Below are 17,762 nucleotides of genomic sequence, written 5' to 3'. Positions count from 1 at the left end.
CGATCCGAGTCGTCCCTGCGCGGACGTCAGCTCTGGCTGTCGATCCACGCGCGAGCGGCTTCGAGGCCGCGTCTTTCCGCCTCGTCGGGGTCACCGAACCGCTCGTCGGGGTTGTAGAGTCGTTTGAAAACGTTTCCCGGGGAGTAGAGCGTCACCATCGCGGTCCACAGCTTGTGCTCGTCGATGAACCGTGCGGTCACGGTGATGTGGTAGCCTTTGTAAAGCTCGTGGCGCATCGTTGTCCGAGGCAATCCTTCATGGCGTTCGACACCGGTGACGAGGCGAACACGCAAGAGAAATGCCACAAACCCAAGGCCTTGATTCAGCGGGCTTTTTCGAAACGGCGCGGACAACTTTGTTGAGCGAGTGAACAGTGAGTGTTTCTTTTAAGACGCACTTGAGAGGAGGTGCCGAAAGATGCGACCGGCGACCGGGGACCGAAGACGGGCACAAACGAAAAAACCGGAAAAGGGGTGCGTCAGCTGCCGCACGCCGCCGAGCGAAGCGCGGCGCGAACGAAAGACGCCGGGCCGCGCACGCTGCCAACGGCGCTGCCTAGTTTCCCAGCAGTTTTTTCACTCTCTCGATGACCTCTTGCGGTTGAACCATGACTTCTCTGGCCATCGCTTCGAGCTCTTCACCGCTCGTGGCGTCTATATCCCATTTCCTTTTTTTCGCTGCGGCGAGAAACTCCGCATCCTGCATGGTCTTCGTAAAGGCGTCCCGCAAGGTTTTGAGCCGCTCCGGGGGCAGTCCCGGCGGAGCGATGAACGGACGGCCAAAACCGCCCGCGGAAAGCAGCACCCTGGCAACGCGCTTGATCGCGTCGGGTGTCTTATGAGCTTCCATCAACTCGTAGATGGTCGGAACGTCGGGCAGCTTCGAATAGCGCTTTGCGCCGCTCTGGGCCAGGGCGGCCACGAAGCCTTTCTTGATCCACGTGCGCGTGGGCTCGCGGCCAACGTAAGCGGAAACGGTTCCGGCCCGGCAATGCAGCTCTCCTTTCTCGATCGCCAGGTTCATGTCGCCGCCGCCTCCATATCCGACGACCATGTTGATTTTGAGCCCGAGCCCCTCCTCCATCAGCTTCGGCAGAAAGTAAGCCAGTCCGGAGCGTCCGGTGGCGCCGCACCTTACCGGGGAGGCAGTTTTGCGGAGATCGTCGAGGCTCCTGTAGGCGTCCGTACGGATGAACAGGACCTGATCGACCTGCTCCGGCGAGCCGATGAAGGAGAACTTCGGCCAGTCGAACCGGATCTCCTTCGCTCCCAGAAGCTGATCGATGTAGATCCCGGGGTTGACCAGACCGAGCGTCAAACCGTCGGGCCTGGCCACGGTATAGACGTGGTTCGCCGCAACCACCGTCCCGGCGCCGGTCATGTTCTGCACCACGATGTCCGGCGCGCCCGGAATGTTCCTGCCGAGATGCGGCGCGATGAAGCGCCCCCAGTCGTCCATCGCCCCTCCGACCGAGGTCCCGATCAGGAGCCTTATGGTTTTACCTTTGTAAAAATCGTCCGCCGCCGCGTGCGGGATGCCGGATCGGGCGACGGCGAGGAACAACGACAACAAGCCAACGATTTTCCGCATGGGATCACCTCCACCGGCCGGGACGCGGTTATCCCAGTTGTCGGATCCGTGGATCGGGCGCCGCTTGAACAGGGCCGTCACTTAAATCAATCCGCGCCTCTGTGTCAAGCCGGTTTCTCCCCCTCGCCCGCCGACACCGCTCGTTGACAGCGCCCGGTCGTGTCGACTAGGTTCGGCGCTATGAACGACAAGCTGAGCGGTGCCGAAGCGGTCGTGGAGATGCTCAGAGTCCACGGCGTGGAGATCCTTTTCGGCCTGTGCGGCGACACGAGTCTGCCGTTTTACGACGCGCTCGCCCGGCGGCCATCCGGAATCCGCCATATCCTCGCCCGGGACGAACGGTCGGCGGGCTACATGGCCGACGGGTACGCGCGGGTTTCCGGTAAGGTCGGCGTCTGCGAAGGGCCGAGCGGGGGCGGAGTAACCTACATGCTGCCGGGGATCGTCGAGGCAAACGACTCCTCCGTACCGCTCGTCTGCATCAACAGCGATGTCTCCGTCCCGGCGCGCGGCCGCTACGCGTTGACCGAGCTCGACCAGCGCGCTCTGATGCGTCCGGTGACCAAGTGGAACGCGGTGCTGGACCGCGCGGAGGACATACCCCGGGTGTTTCGCGCCGCGTTCGCCCGGGCGACGACCGGGCGGCCGGGAGCGGTTCACGTAAGCCTCCCGTTCGACGTGCAAAAGGCGCCCGTGGAGGGAAACGATCTGCGCGGCGATCCAACGCTCGGGCGCTGCCCGTCGCGCCGCGTCGCTCCCGACCGGGTTCTGGTCGAACGGGCCGCCGAGCTTCTGAGGACCGCGGCGCGCCCGGTGATGATCTGCGGCGGGGGGGTGCTGATCTCGGGCGCCGGGCAGGAAATCGTCGGTCTCGCCGAGCGCCTTTCGATTCCGGTCGCGACCAGCATCAGCGGCAAGGGAGCGATCGCCGAGGACCACCCGCTGGCGGTCGGCGTCGTCGGCTCGAACGGAGGAACGTTGGAGACCCGGGCCATCGTCGACGCCGCGGACCTCGTCGTCTTCGTCGGCTGCCGCGCCGGCTCGGTGACGACCGAGCGCTGGCGCCACCCGGCGCCGGGAACGGCCAGAGTAATTCACATCGACGTCGACCCCGCCGTGATGGGAGCCAATTATCCGGTCGACGTGCCGCTGGTCGGCGACGCGAAGCTCGCGCTTGCCGCGCTCGACGAGGCGCTCGGAACCACGCGCCGACCGCTCGATCCAACGCCCGTCCGGGAAGCGCGCGAGCGGAAATTTCGCAGGTTTTCCGAGCTGGCGGCGTCGGCCGAAAAGCCGATCCGCCCCGAGCGAGTGGTGGCGGAGCTCGCCCGCACTCTCGATCCCGATGCCGTCATCGTCGCCGACGCCGGCACGCCCTGCCCCTATTTTGCCGCTTACTATCCGCTTCGGCAGAGCGGACGGCGCTTTCTCTCGAACCGCGCCCACGGCGCGCTCGGCTACTCGCTGCCGGCGGCGATCGGCGCATACTTGGCGCGTCCCGGCGCCAAGTGCGTCTCGATCATGGGCGACGGCAGCTTCGGCTTCAGCTGCGGCGAGCTCGAAACGGCGATCCGGTACTGGCTGCCGATCACGTTCATCGTGCTCTCAAACGCGAGCTACGGCTGGATCAAGGCCGGGCAGAAGGCAACCTGCGGCGGCCGCTATTTCGGAGTGGACTTTCTGCCGACCGACCATGCGGCCGTGGCGGCCGCCTTCGGCATGTACGCCCGGCGCGTCACGGAGCCGGAAGAGCTGGGACCCGCTCTGAAGGAAGCGCTGGCGCTGGAGGCGCCGAGCCTCGTCGACGTGGTGTGCCAGCCGCTGGAGGAGGCGGCGGCGCCGGTGTCCGAATGGATCGCGTGAGGCTTTGCGGACCGGCCGGCGGCGATCCGGGCTCGGCCGTCAGTTCTCCAGCCTCACCTTGAGTCCAAGGCCGGCGCAGTCCTGGTCCGTCTTGAGTCCCGCGGCGCGGATCGCGTATGCCGCAAGCTCCTCGTCGCGTTCCTGCGTGTCGCCGGTGACTCCGACGGCCCCGATCACCTCGCCCGCTTCGTCCCGGATGAGCATGCCGCCGCCCTCGGGAAAAATCCGGTCGCCCGAGGCGCGGATGAGATAGTCCATGAACATCGGGCGCTGCTCCGCGCGCACCCGGACGAGCGAGGATGAACGGCCCAACGCCAGCGCGGCGTAAGCTTTGCCGCAGGCCATTTCAAAGCGCATCATCGACGACCCGTCTTCTTTCTGGAAGGCCTTGACGCTGGCGCCGGGCTCGACGACGACCGCGCTGAGCGGCCGGCAGCCGAGCTCCCGGCCGCGGGAAAAAACCGCCTGGATGATGCGATTGGCTTGCTCCAGCTTGATCATGACAGGGCTCCCTCCTTTTGGTGCAGCCCTTATTGCGCCCTTGCGCGACTGTCAAGCGCAACCGACCTCCGTCCGGTTTTCGGAAGCGGATCGCGGTCCACTCGCGCGAACGAACGCGCCGAGGCGCATGCCCGCCTCGCCCGGCGGAATTACCAGCGGCGGGTTTCGCCGATCTTGAGAATCCAGGCCCGCCCGGGATCGATGCCGCGGCGCCGGGCTTCGGCCAGCATGCGCCTCGGCGGCTCGTCGAGCGGCTCGTCCGCGAGATCGAAGGTGCCCCAGTGCGTGCCGAGGAGCACGCTTCCCCTGAGGTCGATGAAGGCCTGGACGGCCTGTTCCGGAGTGAGGTGCACCTGTTTCATGATCTCGGGCGGAAGATAGGCGCCGATCGGCAGGGCGGCGATGTCGAACGGCCCCAGCCGGCGGCCCGCCTCCGCGAAGCCCGGGAAATAGCCGGTGTCGCCGCTGAAATAAATGCGCCGGCCGTCGGCTTCGATCACCCACGAAGCCCAGAGCCGCCGGTTGGCGTCCCAGAGCGTGCGCTGCGAAAAGTGCTGAGCGGGGACGCAAACGAAGCGGGCTCCGCGAAAAGCATGCTCCTGCCACCAGTCGAGTTCCTCGACGCGGCTCATGCCGTTCGCGGCGAACCACGCCTTGAGCCCCAGAGGCACGAGAAACAGCGGATCGTGGCTCTCGGCAAGCCGCTTGACGGTGGGGAGATCGAGATGGTCGTAGTGATCGTGCGAGATGACGACCGCGTGGATTCGCGGCAGGTCCTCGAACGCCAGGCCCGGCGGATTCAGGCGCCTGGGACCGGCCCAGGAGACGGGGCTGGCGCGCGCGCTCCACTGCGGATCGGTGAGAATGTTGATGCCGTCGATCTGGATCAGGATCGTCGCATGGCCGATCCAGGTGACGCTCGGATTGACGTGGCCCGACCGCAGAAGAGCGCCGTCGTTCGCGACGCGGGGCGCGTCGAAGCTCCTCGGCGCGATGATCCCCGAGACGAGACGCCGCGTCACGAAGCTCCACCTCGTCAACGAGGACGGCCGGTGGAAATCGGGGTTGGGGTTGCGAAAGCCGCCCTCGACGTGATGCGGCGGGCGTCCGGGTAGCGGCTCGGTGCCGACGCTGCCGCAGCCGCTCAACGGCAAGAGTCCCGACAGAAGCCCGATCGCCGCCCGCAACATCCGGCGGCGGGCACCGCAAGCGTTCTCGTTTCGCATCGCGAAGGTCATGATACCGGCGCGAAAGGTCCGGCGCCACCGGGGAGCCGGCCCGAGACCTTCAGCCGGCGAGATTGTACAGACGGGAGGGGTTGTGCTCCAGGATTTTTTCCTTGACCGCGCCGCTCAGGTCGGCGCGCGCCCGCAGCGCGCGAGCGGCGAAACGTTCCCGGTCGCCGTGCGGCATGTCGGTCCCCATGACGACCTGCGTGTCTCCGACCAGCTCGAGCACGTGCGGAAGGATCGTGTCCTCGAGCTCCGCGCTGAAGAAGAGGTTGCCCTGCTTCACGTAGTCGAGGACGGGAAGCGCTTGCAGCGGCCGCGTCTGCGGCAGGAACTGCGGCAGCTTTTTCCCCTGGTTTTCGAAGCGGTGGTTCAGGCGATCGATCATGTACGGTATCCACATCGAGCCGGCCTCGAGGAAGACGACCCTCAGGTAAGGGAACCGATCGAGCACGCCGCCGCCCACGAGCGAGGCGAAGGCCATCAACACCGGGAAGTGAAACGCGACCACTCCCGAGAGATAAATGTGGCCGTAGAGATTGTTCAGCGACGGACAGGACCACCCCACGTGGACGGCGAGCGGCAGCCCCTCCTCGCACACGGCCTCGTAAAAAGGAAAGAGCGCCGGGTCATCGAGCAAGCGCTCGCCCGCGGTGCCGAGAACCATGAGGGCGCTGCCGCCGAGCTGCTTGACCTCGCGCGCCTCGCGCGCCGCCGAGGCCGCATCGTCCAGGTTGACGACGCCTGCCCATTTCAAGCGGGGCTGTCCGGCGAGCCGATCGCTCAGCCAGCGGTTGTACGACGAACAAAGGGCGCTCGCCAGCGCGGTGTCCTCGGTCAGGGGATAGGCGAGGAAAAGCGTCGGGTAGAGGACCTGAACCGTGATCTCCTCCTCGTCCATGATCCGCAGCCGCGCTTCCAGATCCGTAAGCTCCATGCAGCCGACGGTTTCGGGCTTGCCCAGGCTGTGGGCCGCGGGTCTGCCTTCGTAGCTCGCCGGAGTTCCGAGGTTGTTGCAGCCCCGGCCGACGCGGCGCGGAAAGAGCTGCTCCTCGATCGCCCAGTAGATCAGGCCGTTGACGCTTACCACCCGCGGCCGCCGCGAGCGGAATGCCGGATCGAGATACTTGTCGTCGAACGTGGATGGGCTTTCCTCGACGTGACCGTCGGCATCGATGTAGCGCATGGCGGCGCACCTCCGGGCTTAAAGAAGCCGTTCAAATCGTTCGAGCCGCTCAACCGCTTCGCTCCGTCCAAGCCGAAAGACCGCCTTCGGCGGTCGTTCGAACCGTTCAAGCGCTTCAAACCGGTCAAGCCGTCCGGCGCCGCGATGCGCCGGGCGAGATCGTGCCGGTCGTCGAGCTCCCCCCGGTCTTCACTTCGAACTTCGAACCTGGAACTTCGAGCTTTTAAACCGAGACACGCAGAGCGCGGCACGAACGCAAGACGCCGGACCCTGAACGCCGGACGCCCTTCCGCTCTGAGACGCCAAAGAACCGGGAACCGCGACCCCGAACGATACCGGCGTGCTTCTTATACATCCCCGGGGGCGAGGCGGTCAATTCGGGCCGCCGCCCGATCTCGGCCGCAGATCGCCGCACGTGCCCCCGGGTTGCTCTGGGGCGGTCGAATCGCATAAATAGAGATGCGCGGACGAATCCCGCGAAGGCAGGCAGAGAGATGAGGATCACCGGGGTGCGCGCCGCCCTCTACCGGGCGCACAATATCATTACAGGCTGGAAGGTCGCCCTCGGTGGGCGCGACGTCTACGATCTGGTCTTCGTCCGGATCGACGCCGACGACGGCTCGACCGGCGTCGGGCTTTCGAGCCCGGGAGCGCTCTATCTCACGGGAGACACCGCCGCCGGCCATCTCTATCTCATCAACGAGGTTTTCGGCCCGGCGATCGTCGGCGCCGACCCTTTCGACGTCGAGGCGATCATGCTCAGGCTCGATTCGCTCGCCGCGCGCGCCGAGCCGGCGAAATCGGGCGTCGATCTGGCGCTGTTCGACCTGATGGGAAAGGCAGCCGGCCTCCCTGCCTGCAAGCTCTTGGGTGGGGCCGTCCGCACGCGCGTGCGGGTTACCCGCCTGATGGGAATGTATCCGCCCCGGGAGATGGCGGAAAAGGTGAAGCCGCTGGTTTCCCGGGGATGCAGCGCCCTCAAGCTCAAGGTTGGAACCACGCTCGCCGAAGACGTCGAGCGAGTGAAAGCCGTACGGGAAGCGGTCGGCCCGAGCGTGATGATCGCGGTCGATTTCAACCAGGTTTGCTCCGTCAAGGAGGCGATCCGGCGGATCGAAGCAATGGAGCCGTACGACGTGGCCCTCGTCGAGCAACCGGTGAAGGCCGGCGATGTTAAAGGGATGGCCGAGGTGAAAAAAAGGGTGCGGACGCGGATCATGGCCGACGAGAGCGTGAACACCGTTCAGGACGCGCTTCGCATCATCGAGGCCGACGCGGCGGACGTCATCAGCTTGAAGCTTCCCAAGCTCGGCGGCCTTCTCAAGGCCAGGAAGGCCGCCGCGCTGTGCGAAGCGGCCGGAGTGGAATACCTCGTAGGAACCACGCCGGGGAGCCGCCTGATCGATGCCGCCAACGTTCACCTGGCGGCGAGCCTGAAAGATCTGGCTCTGCCCTGCGAGATCGGCGAGTTCGAGCGCATGGCCGACGATCCGTGCACGGGGCTGGAGATCGTCGACGGCTTTCTCGCGCCGCCGGCGCGTCCCGGGCTCGGGGTCGACCTGGATTTGAAAAAGGTGGGGCTTGCCGAGTGACGGGCGGGCGCTTTTGAAATCCTCGGCCAAACGCAGTATGAATGGCCCCTTCGCCGGCGCTCCGATGGCGAAGGCCGGCGGACAGCGAAGGTTGCGAGGTCTATGACGAAGGACAGGGGGGAGCTGGCGGCCGGGATCCTCTCGGCCGCTTTCGGCCTTTTCGTGATTCGCGAAGCGAGACGGCTCCCCTACGTTTCCGAGTTCGGGCCGGGGCCGGGTTTCTTCCCGATGTGGATCGGGATCGGGATCTTCATCGGCGCGCTCGCCATGCTCTACGTCTGCCTGTTCGGGAAAGAAAGCGGCGAAAGAGCCGCTCGTGGCTCCCGCGGGGAAATCGGCCGCGCGCTCGCCGCGTGGGCGGCATTTGCCCTGACGGTCGCGCTGATGCCGTTTCTCGGCTTTGTCCTCGGCCTCGGGCTGCTGACCGCGTTTCTCCTCCTGGTCATGGACCGCCGCACGCCGTGGGTCGCCGCCGCGGTGGCGCTCGGCCTGATGGCCGGGTTTCACCTCGTTTTCAACGTTGCGCTGGGCGTGTCGCTGCCGTCCGGGCCGCTGGGCTTCTGAGGGAAATGGAAACGATCGCCAATCTGATCCTGGGATTTTCGATCGCGCTCACGCCGGCGAACCTCCTCTGGTGTTTCGTCGGCGTGTTTCTCGGGACGATTGTCGGCGTGCTCCCGGGTCTCGGCCCGCCCGCCACCATCGCGCTCCTGCTGCCCCTGACCTTCAAGATGGATCCGACGACGGCGATGATCATGATGGCGGGGATCTATTACGGGGCAAAGTACGGCGGCTCGACGACCTCCATCCTCCTGAACGTTCCGGGAGAGTCGGCTTCGGTGGTCACCTGCCTCGATGGCTACCAGCTCGCCCGCCAGGGCCGCGCCGGTCCGGCGCTGGGGATCTCCGCGATCGCCTCGTTCGTTGCGGGCACCTTCGGCGTTCTCGGCCTGATGTTCATCGCCCCTCCCGTGGCGAAATTCGCGTTGCGCTTCGGGCCCCCCGAGTACTTCGGCCTGATGGTTCTCGGCCTGGCGATGGTAGCCTTCTTGACCGGCCGCTCGGTCATCAAGGCGATCCTGGCGACGCTCTTCGGCCTGTGGCTCGCGGGAGTGGGAACGGACGTCTTCACGGCTCAGTCGCGATTCACCTTCGGCCGCATGGAGCTTCTCGACGGCATCGATTTCGTCGTCGTCAGCATCGGTTTGTTCGCCATCGCCGAGGTCCTCGTGAACCTCGAGACGAAAAGCGGCGGCGAGATCTTCAAGGTGCCCAAGGGTCTCCGCAATCTGCTTCCGAGCCTGCAGGATCTCAAGGACTCGCGTTTCGCCTTTCTCAACGGTTCGGTGGTCGGCTTTTTCATCGGGGTGCTCCCCGGCGCCGGCTCCACGATCGCGTCGTTTCTCTCCTACGGCCTGGAAAAGGCCGTGTCGCGGCGACCGGAGAAGTTCGGCAGCGGCGTGATCGAGGGGGTGGCCGCCCCCGAGGGCGCCAACAACTCCGAGACCGGAGGAGCGCTCGTGCCGCTGCTCACGCTGGGCATCCCCGGATCGGCGACGACCGCGATTCTGCTCGGCGCGCTGCTTCTCTGGGGATTGCGCCCGGGACCTCTCTTGATCCAGGAGCATCCGGGGCTGTTCTGGGGGCTGGTGGCCAGCATGTACATCGGGAACGTAATGCTGCTGGTCTTGAACCTGCCGCTGGTGCCGCTCTTTGCGCAGATTCTCAAGGTGCCGTACTACGTCCTTTACCCGGCGATCCTGGGGATCTCGATCGTCGGAGCGTACAGCATCAGCAACAGCTTTTTCGACGTCTGGATGCTGGGCGTCTTCGGCCTGCTCGGCTACCTGATGCGCAAGCTCGATTTCCCCGCCGCGCCGCTCGTGCTGGGGATGGTTCTGGGCGATCGCCTCGAGCTGGCGCTGCGCCAGTCGCTGATGATGTCGCAGGGCAAGCTGACCATTCTGGTCGCAAGCCCGCTCGCGGCGGCGATGCTGTTGTCGGCCGGGGTATTGCTCGCGGTCCCGATGCTGGGTCGCGTTCGTTCGTGGAGGGTGAAGGCCGTCGAGCAAGAACTCTGACCTGTTATGAACAGTTTCCGCTCCCCGTTTTTGTCGAGCCGCGGAGCGGCACGGCTTGAACGGAGCGAAGCGATTGAACGGCTTGAACGGTTCGGGCTCCACGCGACCGCGGCCCCGAGCGGCCGGACTGCGATGGATAGACGCTCAACGAAACAGCTCACCGACAATTTTCGAGGGGAGGATCTTATGCTAAGCAAACCGTTTCGCCTTTTCGTCGCGTTTGCCGCATCGTGCGTCGTCGCCGCGGGCGGTAGCGCGAGCGCGTTCGAGCCCACCAGGCCGGTGGAAGCGGTGGTCCATACCGGACCCGGCGGCGGCTCCGACATCTTCGCGCGGGCCATCGCCGAGATGCTGCAGAAGGAAAAGCTCGTGCCGCAGCGGTTGCAGGTGGTGAACAAGTCCGGCGGCGGCAGCGCCGTCGCCATGGCCTATCTCGCGGAGAAGAAGGGGGATACCCACACGCTCGGCTTTTTCACCGGGGTCTGGGTCACCAATCCGCTGACGAGCAAGGAGGCCACGGTGACGGTGAAGGATCTGACACCGATCGTGCGCCTCGTGCTCGAGCCTGCAGTGGTGGCCGTGAAGGCCGATTCACCCTACAAGAGCATGAAGGATTTCATCGAGGCGGCGAAGAAAAATCCCGGCCAGCTCAAGCAATCGGGAGGCTCGGTGACCGGGCGCGACAACCTGGTGCGCCTTGTCATCGAGAAGGCGACCGGCGCGAAATGGGTCTACGTGTCGTTCCCGGGCGGGGGAGAGCGCATCGCCAATCTGCTCGGCGGCCACGTCCAGATGATGGTCATGGAGCCGCAGGAAGCCGGCGAGCACATCAGGGCCGGAAACCTCCGGGTGATTGCCGCCGTGACGGACAAACGGCTGCCCTCCTTTCCCGACGTGCCGACGCTCAAGGAGCAGGGAATCAACGTGCCGACGATCCCGCAGGCTCGCGGCGTCGTGGCGCCTCCCGGCGTGGGCGCGGACGTGACGAAATACTGGGAAGGGGTGTTCAGCCGCTTCGTCAAAACCGCTTCCTGGAAAAAATACCTGAGCGACAATCAGTTCGAGGACGGCTATCTCGCGAGCGGCGAGCTGCGGCGGTTCTTCGATGAGCTCACGGTGCAGATGCGCGACATCCTCAAGGAAGCCGGCGTCAAGGTCGTGCGCTAGATGACGATGCGTCCCGGAGCGACGAGAGTCCTTGCCCGCTACGCGGTGGCGTTGCGCTACCGGGATATCCCCGGGGAGGTGCTCGCGCGCGCCAAGGACTGCCTGCTCGACACCCTGGCGGTTGCGCTCTACGGCTCCACCAAACCGTGGAGCCGTAGCGTCGTGCGCTTCGTACGGGGCCTGCGGGCCGCCGGCCCGGCGACGATTGCAGGCCAGCGCGGCGGGGTTCCGCCGCACCTCGCGGCTCTGGCGAACGGCGTCATGGCGCACGCTTTCGAGCTGGACAACGTGCGCCAGCCCGGCGCAGGCGTCCACCCGGGGGCCACCGCGTTTCTGCCGGCTCTGGCGGTGGCAGAGGCCCGACGCGCTTCCGGGAAAGATTTTCTCGCCGCCTTCGTGGCCGGCTGCGAGGTCATGTCCCGCATCGGTGTCGCGGCGGGGAACTCGCTCGAAAAGCGCGGCTTTCACGCGCCGGGGCTCACCGGCACCTTCGGCGCCGCCGTGGCGGCGGCAAAGCTGTTGGGGCTCGGCGAAGACCGGATGGTGCACGCCCTCGGGATCGCGGGATCGTATTCCGGCGGCCTTCTCGAGTTCTCGCGCTGCCGGGAAGGGGCGATGGTCAAGCGGCTTCACCTCGGCAAGGCGGCCGAGGGGGGCACGACCGCGGCTTTCCTGGCGCGCGGCGGCTTCGCCGGGCCGGAAACGGTTCTGGAGGGGGAGTTCGGGTTTTGCCGCGCCTTTTCCGACGCGCCCGATCCGGCGCGCCTCACCCGAGGGCTGGGGCGCGAGTTCGAGTCGCTCAACATCTGCATCAAGCGCTACGCCTGCCACATCAACGCGCACGCGCCGATCGAGGCGCTGGAGGCGCTGCGGCGGCGAAACGGCTTTCGTCCCGACGAGATCGCGGCAATCGAGATCGGCGGCATCGAAAAGCTCGTCACCCATCACGCGATCCACCGTCCGGCGGACCTCATGGCGGCCCAGTACAGCATCCCGTTCTGCGTCGCGCTCAGCCTCTATCGCGATCCGAAGGACCCGGAATCGTTCTCGGAAAAGATCGTCTCCGACCCGCGAATCGCGGCCGCCATGCGCAAGGTGCGGCTGCGGGTCGACCGCGAGATCGAACGGAAGGGATGGGACCGGGCCGCGCGCGTGAACCTAACGCTCAAGGGCGGGAGGCGGCTCTCCGAGCTGGTGGTCCACTTCCGCGGGACGCCGCGCAACCCGCTCAGCCGGCCGGAGCTGGAGGAAAAAGTCGCGCTTCTCACCCGCCGCCTCCTGCCGGAGGCGAAGCTCGCGCGCCTGATCGAAACGGTCGACCGGGTGGAGAGGCTCGACGACGCCTCGCAGCTCGGCCGCCTTCTCCGCGCGCCATGAAGATCGTCCGCGTCGAAGTCTATCCTCTGATTCTGCCCGTCGCGGAAATCTACGGGGGTGCTGCCGGTTTTCTGGAAGACTGCCGGTCGTTGATCGTTCGCGTCGAAACGGAGGACGGGATCGAGGGGTGGGGCGAGGCGACCCAGGGCCGCCCGGGCAACACTTACGAGACGCTGGAAACCCTCGAGGTGATGGTGCAGCGGCATTTCGCTGCGGCGGTGATCGGCATGGATCTCAGGGAGACCGGCCGGGTGCTGGCCAGGCTTCACGGCAGCCGCGCCGGCCATCCGGCGGCCAAGGCCGCGCTCGAGACGGCGCTGCGGGACGCGGCCGCAAGGGCTTGCGGCGTTCCGCTGTACCGCCTGCTCGGCGGTCCGTACCGAACCGAGATCGATCTTGTTGGCGGCCTTGGCCTGGACCTCGGGCCTCAGGCGATCGCCGAGCGCGCCCGCGAGCTCAAACGCCGCGGGTTTCGTGCCTTCAAGGTCAAAATCGGACAGGAAGGCCGGGAAACCGACGTCGACCGGGTCGCCGCGGTGCGGGAGGCGGTCGGAGAAGAAGCGATCGTCCGGGTCGACGGCAACGCCGCCTATTCCTTCGCGGAAGCGCGCCGCGTCCTGGGCGAGCTCGGCCGCTTTCGCATCGCCGACGCCGAGCAACCGCTGGCCCGGGGAGACCTCAGGAGCCTCGCCGAGCTGAGGCGCGCCTGCGGTATTCCGATCGCTGCCCAGGAAAGTGTCGGCTCTCCAGCCGACGCGCTCGCGGTGGTGAGGGAGCAGGCGGCCGATCTTTTCAAGGTAAAACTCACGCACATCGGCGGATTCCACAGAGCGATGCAGGTCGCCGCGATCGCCTCGGCGGTGGATCTGCCGATCGTCATCGGACAGGGAAGCGCCTGCACGGCGATCCTCTCGGCAGCCGAAATGCACCTCCACGCCGCGCTGGGAAATGCGCAAAGCGGAGGAGAGATGACGGGCTTTTTGCGCCTCGGCGAGCACGACCTCTGCGCTCCGTTCGTCTTGCAGGGCGGCAGGGTCGCGCTTCCCGCCGGGCCGGGCCTCGGGGTGAGCGTGAACAAGGCGAGGCTGGTCGAGCTGCGCGAGCGCAGCCAGCGTGATCGGCGAGGGTGAGAACGCGAGGATGGTTCAAGCGGTTCGAAAAGCGCCAGGTGCTACGGCTCGCCGTATGGCGGAGCTACGAACCGCGGACCGCGAGACGGAAACGCTCGACCGTTTTTTTCGGCGGGTTCCGCAATGCCTGCATACGAACTCACCGGCGGCCTGCAGGGCCTGCCGGTGAATGCATCGGGAGGAAGAAGATCCATGGGCTACAAGTTCGTCGGTAAGTCCGTACCCCGGGTCGAAGGCGAGGACAAGGTCACGGGCCGGACGCGGTATGCGGCCGATGTGGCGGTGCCGGACGCTCTCTGGGGCAAGGTCTTGCGCAGCCCGCTGCCGCACGCGCGCATCATCCGCGTCGATGCTTCGAGGGCGGCCGGGCTTGCGGGCGTTCGCGCGGTGATCACGGGGGCCGACATTCCTCCGGTTCTCACCGGCCTGAGGATGAAGGACATGCCGGTGCTCGCCCGCGATCGGGTGCGCTACGCGGGGGAGCCGGTGGCGGCGGTTGCGGCCGACACGCCGGAGATCGCGGAAGAAGCCCTCGGGTTGATCGAGGTCCGCTACGAGGCGCTTCCCTTCGTGACCGATCCCCTCGAAGCGATCCGGCCCGGCGCGCCCGTGCTCCACGACAATCCGGCCGCCTACAGGAACGCGCCCGAACGCTCGACCGAGCTGCCGAACGTCCAGTCGCTCGGGCGGTGGAGCAGCGGCGACGTCGAAGCGGCGTTCGCCAGAGCCGCGCGCATTTTCACCCACACGTTTCGCACGCCGCTCGGCTTTCATGCCTACATCGAGCCGCACGCGTGCATCGTGCGGACCGGCGCGGACGGAAGCGTGGAGATCTGGGCCTCGAACAAGTCGCCGTTTTCGCTGCGGGACCGGCTTGCGCGAGATCTGGGGCTCGATGCGGCCAGGATCAAGGTTCACATCCTGCCGGTCGGCGGCGACTTCGGCGGCAAGAGCTCGGTTCTGGAAGCGCCGATCTGCTATTTTCTGGCCGAGCGCTCCGGCCGGCCGGTGAAGCTCGTGCACAGCTACGCCGAGGAGCTGGTTGCCGCACCGCACCGCCACCCGGCGGTGATCACGCTGCGCACCGGCGTGGATGCGAAGGCGCGCCTGTGCGCGCTGGAGGCGAGGGTGGTCTTCGGCGGCGGCGCGTACGCGGCGCTCAAGGCCAACCCGGAAGTCACGGTCCAGGGGCCGCGCCGGGTGGCGAACTACTACCGAATCCCGGCGATATCGGTGGAGACGCTGTGCGCCTACACCAACCATCCGGCCTGCACGCAGACCCGCACCCCGGGAGCCCCGCAGGTGGTTTTCGCCATGGAATCGCAAATCGACGTGATCGCGCGCGAGCTGGGGATGGACCCGGTGGAGTTTCGGCGGAGAAACCTCCTGAACGACGGCGAGCCGACGCCGTTCGGCCAGAAGCTGCATAAACTGCTCGCGCACGAAACGCTGGAAAAGGCGGTGAGCGCGAGCGGCTGGAGCAAGCCCAAGCCCAAGAACGTCGGCCGCGGCATCGCGCTGTACGAGCGGCCGTCCGGCGCGGGACGCTCGGGGGCCGCGATCACCGTCGACGGCGAAGGGCGCGTCACGGTTCTGGTGGGCGTTCCGGACGTTGGTCCCGGAATCCACACGGTGGTCCAGCAGATCGTCGGCGAGATCCTGGAGGTCGACCGCGATCGGGTAGCGGTGCGCGTCGAGGACACCGAGAGCTCGCCCTACGATTCGGGGACCGGCGGGAGCAAGTCGACCAACAGCGTGGGGCATGCGGCCTACCAGGCCGCCGCGGAGATCAAGGAAAAAATCCTCGCTCTGGCGGCGGCGCGCCTCGGCTGCCGGCGCGAGGAGCTGAGGGCGGAGAAAGGCGGATACGCCGCGCCGGGGCGCAAGCCGGCTCCGTTCGCCGAGATGATCGGCCTGGCGGTCGCCGAGAACCGTGGGCCGCTCACGCACCTGAGCATCTACGAGCCGTCGCGGGCGCCGATCACCTCGTTCGCCGCCCAGGTGGCGGAGGTGGAGGTCGATCGCGCCACGGGAAAGATCACGGTACGCAGGCTCACCACCGTGCACGATGCGGGCAAGGTGCTCAACCGCCTGACCTATCAGGGCCAGATCGACGGCGGCGTGATCACCGGGCTCGGCTTCGCGCTGATGGAGGAAAATCCGCTGGTGGACGGAAAGATCGCAACGGCGAATCTCGGCGAGTTCAAGATTCCCAACCCGGCGGACGTGCCGAGGCTGACGACGCTGGTGATCGAGAGCGATACCGGACCGACGCCGTTTCAGGGAAAAGCGATCGCCGAGATTCCCAACGTGCCGACGGCCGCCGCGATCGCCAACGCCGTGCAGGACGCCGTCGGCGTGCGCGTCTTCGATCTGCCGCTGACGCCGGAGAAAGTGTTCGCCCGGCTGCAAGGCCTCTGAGAAGGCGCCTCGAAGGCGCGCCGCCGCCGAAGGGCGCTTGCGGCTCGCGCGAGGTAAAAAACGGAATGAAAAATCTCGACCTGCAGGCCGCCTGGAACTACCACAACGCCACCAAGCACTCCTATCGCAGCGTGCAGGCCGGACCGCATTTTCTCGACTGGGACAACCAGCCCCTGCCCTTCAAGCTGTATCCGAAGCTCGAGCCGATCCGTCTGCCGGAGCACCTCGCTTCCGCCGGCGTGCCCGCGCTCGACGCGATCGCCGCGGCCGAGGGCGCGAGCGGCGCGCCGGCGATTCCTTCCCTGCAGGCGCTCGCCGAAATTCTCTACCTGGCCGCGGGAATCACCAAACGCAAGCGCTACCCCGGAGGAGAGATCCTCTTCCGCGCGGCCGCCTGCACCGGCGCGCTCTACCACATCGATCTCTATCCGATCTGCGGAGAGTTGCCGGGGCTCGCCGCCGGCGTGTATCACTTCGGGCCGCACGATTTTTCCCTCCGCAGGTTGCGCTCCGGAGACTACCGATCGGCGGTCGCGGCCGCGTGCGGCGCCGAGCCGGCGATCTCCGAGGCGCCGGTGATCGTCGCGTCGGCCTCGACCTACTGGCGCAATGCCTGGAAATACCGGGCGCGCGCCTATCGCCATTGCTACTGGGACAACGGGACGATTCTGGCGAATCTGCTCGCGGCGGCGTCGGCCCGGCGCCTGCGCGCGCGCATCGTGCTCGGCTTCGAAGACGCCCTGGTCGGGCGCCTGCTCGGTCTGGATCCGCTTCGCGAGGGGACGCTGAGCCTGGTTGCGCTGGGCGAGGGGTCTCCGGTTTCCGCGACCGGCGCGCCGGCGATCGAAGAAGCGAGCTTCGAGACCGAGCCGCTGTCGAGAAGCGAGGTCGATTATCCCGAGATCCGGGCGATGCACGAGGCCTCATCGCTGGAGAGCGGCGCGGAAGCGGCCGTATGGCGCGAGCGGGCTCGCGAGACGGAGCCGGCGGCGGAGCCCGGTCCGACGGGCAAGCTCGTGCCGCTGGAGCCGCTCGGGGAAAGCGAGCTGCCGCGGGATTCACTCGAGGAGGTCGTGCAGCGGCGCGGCTCGACGCGCCGCTTCGCCCGGGAAGCGATCGGGTTTCGTCAGCTCTCGACGATGATCGAGCGGGCGACCCGCCCCATCCCGGGGGATTTCACCGCGGCGCCGCTCAACGATCTTTACCTGATCGTCAATGCCGTAGACGGGCTCGTCCCCGGCGCTTATGTCTACCGTCGGGCGGAGCGCGCTCTCGAGCTGCTGAAAGAGGGGGACTTCCGGAGCGAGGCGGGATACCTCGGCCTCGGGCAGGAGATCCCGGCGGACTGCTCGGTCAACGTCTACTTTCTCGCCGACCTCCACCGGGTGCTCGGGCGGTTCGGCAATCGCGGCTACCGGGCGGCGCTGCTCGAGGCCGCGATCACCGGCGGCAGGCTCTATCTCGCCGCCTATGCCCTGGGCCTAGGCGCCTCCGGGCTCACCTTTTTCGACGATGACGTGATCGACTTCTTCTCGCCGCACGCAAGCCGCAAAAGCGTCATGTTCCTCGTCGCCCTCGGGAAATCCGCAAGCCGGCCGCGAAAGCGGTGAAGACGCCCGGCGGGG

14 protein-coding genes are annotated in these 17,762 nt (G+C 66.9%); 9 read left to right on the top strand and 5 right to left on the bottom strand.

What is annotated here, in order from left to right; genetic code table 11:
- Nucleotides 1-26 precede the first annotated feature (26 nt).
- Complete coding sequence (locus VNN77_01030) at nt 27-236, bottom strand: hypothetical protein (protein HXG49973.1); 210 nt, start codon at nt 234-236, stop codon at nt 27-29.
- A gap of 319 nt (nt 237-555) precedes the next feature.
- Nucleotides 556-1,590 (bottom strand): tripartite tricarboxylate transporter substrate-binding protein, encoded by a 1,035-nt coding sequence (locus VNN77_01025; protein ID HXG49972.1) that lies wholly within the window; start codon nt 1,588-1,590, stop codon nt 556-558.
- A 180-nt stretch (nt 1,591-1,770) separates the two neighbouring features.
- Here VNN77_01025 and VNN77_01020 point away from each other — a divergent pair, with 180 nt between their 5' ends.
- A complete protein-coding gene (locus tag VNN77_01020) occupies nt 1,771-3,453 on the top strand; it encodes a thiamine pyrophosphate-binding protein (GenBank protein HXG49971.1) in 1,683 nt (560 codons plus the stop codon).
- Between the two features lie 39 nt (nt 3,454-3,492).
- Here the strand turns inward: VNN77_01020 and VNN77_01015 are convergent, their stop codons facing one another.
- The 3 genes from VNN77_01015 to VNN77_01005 form a co-directional block, all read right to left on the bottom strand.
- On the bottom strand, nt 3,493-3,954 hold the full coding sequence (locus VNN77_01015) for a heme-binding protein (protein HXG49970.1): 462 nt from the start codon (nt 3,952-3,954) through the stop codon (nt 3,493-3,495).
- A gap of 149 nt (nt 3,955-4,103) precedes the next feature.
- Nucleotides 4,104-5,180 (bottom strand): MBL fold metallo-hydrolase, encoded by a 1,077-nt coding sequence (locus VNN77_01010; protein ID HXG49969.1) that lies wholly within the window; start codon nt 5,178-5,180, stop codon nt 4,104-4,106.
- 61 nt (nt 5,181-5,241) lie between these two features.
- Nucleotides 5,242-6,369, bottom strand: a complete 1,128-nt coding sequence (locus VNN77_01005) for an amidohydrolase family protein (protein HXG49968.1) — start codon at nt 6,367-6,369, stop codon at nt 5,242-5,244.
- 494 nt (nt 6,370-6,863) lie between these two features.
- Here VNN77_01005 and VNN77_01000 point away from each other — a divergent pair, with 494 nt between their 5' ends.
- The 8 genes from VNN77_01000 to VNN77_00965 all read left to right on the top strand — a co-directional run bounded on the left by VNN77_01000 (nt 6,864) and on the right by VNN77_00965 (nt 17,747).
- Nucleotides 6,864-7,961: a mandelate racemase/muconate lactonizing enzyme family protein gene (locus VNN77_01000; protein ID HXG49967.1), complete on the top strand. Its 1,098-nt coding sequence runs from the start codon at nt 6,864-6,866 to the stop codon at nt 7,959-7,961.
- Between the two features lie 102 nt (nt 7,962-8,063).
- A complete protein-coding gene (locus VNN77_00995) occupies nt 8,064-8,525 on the top strand; it encodes a tripartite tricarboxylate transporter TctB family protein (GenBank protein HXG49966.1) in 462 nt (153 codons plus the stop codon).
- A gap of 5 nt (nt 8,526-8,530) precedes the next feature.
- Nucleotides 8,531-10,042, top strand: a complete 1,512-nt coding sequence (locus VNN77_00990; GenBank protein HXG49965.1) for a tripartite tricarboxylate transporter permease — start codon at nt 8,531-8,533, stop codon at nt 10,040-10,042.
- Between the two features lie 186 nt (nt 10,043-10,228).
- Nucleotides 10,229-11,209, top strand: a complete 981-nt coding sequence (locus VNN77_00985) for a tripartite tricarboxylate transporter substrate binding protein (protein ID HXG49964.1) — start codon at nt 10,229-10,231, stop codon at nt 11,207-11,209.
- Nucleotides 11,210-12,586 carry an MmgE/PrpD family protein gene (locus tag VNN77_00980; GenBank protein ID HXG49963.1) on the top strand — a complete coding sequence of 459 codons (1,377 nt, stop codon included), beginning with the start codon at nt 11,210-11,212 and terminating at the stop codon, nt 12,584-12,586. It begins immediately after the preceding gene.
- The gene (locus VNN77_00975; protein HXG49962.1) at nt 12,583-13,716 is read left to right on the top strand and encodes an enolase C-terminal domain-like protein; all 1,134 of its coding nucleotides are present in this window, start codon (nt 12,583-12,585) and stop codon (nt 13,714-13,716) included. The genes VNN77_00980 and VNN77_00975 overlap by 4 nt, the downstream gene beginning before the upstream one ends.
- Before the next feature lie 123 nt (nt 13,717-13,839).
- On the top strand, nt 13,840-16,137 hold the full coding sequence (locus VNN77_00970) for a xanthine dehydrogenase family protein molybdopterin-binding subunit (GenBank protein HXG49961.1): 2,298 nt from the start codon (nt 13,840-13,842) through the stop codon (nt 16,135-16,137).
- Nucleotides 16,138-16,202: 65 nt separating this feature from the next.
- Nucleotides 16,203-17,747 carry a SagB family peptide dehydrogenase gene (locus VNN77_00965; GenBank protein ID HXG49960.1) on the top strand — a complete coding sequence of 515 codons (1,545 nt, stop codon included), beginning with the start codon at nt 16,203-16,205 and terminating at the stop codon, nt 17,745-17,747.
- Nucleotides 17,748-17,762 lie beyond the last annotated feature (15 nt).

This window comes from Candidatus Zixiibacteriota bacterium, assembly GCA_035574315.1.
Classification (GTDB): Bacteria; Desulfobacterota; Binatia; order UBA9968; family UBA9968; genus DATLYW01.
Note: the sequence above shows the minus strand (reverse complement) of the source record. Positions and strands in the feature narration are given on the sequence as shown.

What these genes read in the sequence shown, in the direction of transcription:
- VNN77_01030 (HXG49973.1), bottom strand. Translation starts at nt 236, where the DNA reads ATGCGCCACGAGCTTTACAAAGGCTACCACATCACCGTGACCGCACGG.
- VNN77_01025 (HXG49972.1), bottom strand. Translation starts at nt 1,590, where the DNA reads ATGCGGAAAATCGTTGGCTTGTTGTCGTTGTTCCTCGCCGTCGCCCGA.
- VNN77_01020 (HXG49971.1), top strand. Translation starts at nt 1,771, where the DNA reads ATGAACGACAAGCTGAGCGGTGCCGAAGCGGTCGTGGAGATGCTCAGA.
- VNN77_01015 (HXG49970.1), bottom strand. Translation starts at nt 3,954, where the DNA reads ATGATCAAGCTGGAGCAAGCCAATCGCATCATCCAGGCGGTTTTTTCC.
- VNN77_01010 (HXG49969.1), bottom strand. Translation starts at nt 5,180, where the DNA reads ATGCGAAACGAGAACGCTTGCGGTGCCCGCCGCCGGATGTTGCGGGCG.
- VNN77_01005 (HXG49968.1), bottom strand. Translation starts at nt 6,369, where the DNA reads ATGCGCTACATCGATGCCGACGGTCACGTCGAGGAAAGCCCATCCACG.
- VNN77_01000 (HXG49967.1), top strand. Translation starts at nt 6,864, where the DNA reads ATGAGGATCACCGGGGTGCGCGCCGCCCTCTACCGGGCGCACAATATC.
- VNN77_00995 (HXG49966.1), top strand. Translation starts at nt 8,064, where the DNA reads ATGACGAAGGACAGGGGGGAGCTGGCGGCCGGGATCCTCTCGGCCGCT.
- VNN77_00990 (HXG49965.1), top strand. Translation starts at nt 8,531, where the DNA reads ATGGAAACGATCGCCAATCTGATCCTGGGATTTTCGATCGCGCTCACG.
- VNN77_00985 (HXG49964.1), top strand. Translation starts at nt 10,229, where the DNA reads ATGCTAAGCAAACCGTTTCGCCTTTTCGTCGCGTTTGCCGCATCGTGC.
- VNN77_00980 (HXG49963.1), top strand. Translation starts at nt 11,210, where the DNA reads ATGACGATGCGTCCCGGAGCGACGAGAGTCCTTGCCCGCTACGCGGTG.
- VNN77_00975 (HXG49962.1), top strand. Translation starts at nt 12,583, where the DNA reads ATGAAGATCGTCCGCGTCGAAGTCTATCCTCTGATTCTGCCCGTCGCG.
- VNN77_00970 (HXG49961.1), top strand. Translation starts at nt 13,840, where the DNA reads ATGCCTGCATACGAACTCACCGGCGGCCTGCAGGGCCTGCCGGTGAAT.
- VNN77_00965 (HXG49960.1), top strand. Translation starts at nt 16,203, where the DNA reads ATGAAAAATCTCGACCTGCAGGCCGCCTGGAACTACCACAACGCCACC.